This is a genomic window from Desulfocicer niacini (genome assembly GCF_054657595.1).
The window spans coordinates 1-233 of sequence record NZ_BAAHYK010000238.1; the positions used below are offsets into that span (position 1 = coordinate 1).

The following is a 233-nucleotide window of genomic DNA, read 5'->3' on the forward strand; positions in this document are numbered from 1 at the left end:
GTGGACCAGTGCCCCACCGAAGCCCTTAAATTTGGAGAAGAATCTGACTTTGCCGATTTCATCAAGGATGCGGAGTTTTTAAACCCTGAAGCCGGTACGAAATCGCGGGTTTATTACAAAAATCTTCCCAAAAAATTCGTGGGTGGAACTGTCTATGACCCCGTGGAAAAAGAGGTGATCATCGGGGCCACCTGCAGTCTCAAGGATGATGAAAGTGGTGAAATATTCACAGC

General features: G+C 46.8%; 1 protein-coding gene. It reads left to right on the top strand.

Translation table 11 applies throughout. From position 1 onward, the window contains the following. A partial coding sequence (locus ACYQ2M_RS25560; RefSeq protein ID WP_459919209.1) for a 4Fe-4S dicluster domain-containing protein occupies window positions 1-233 on the top strand: 233 nt, incomplete at both ends.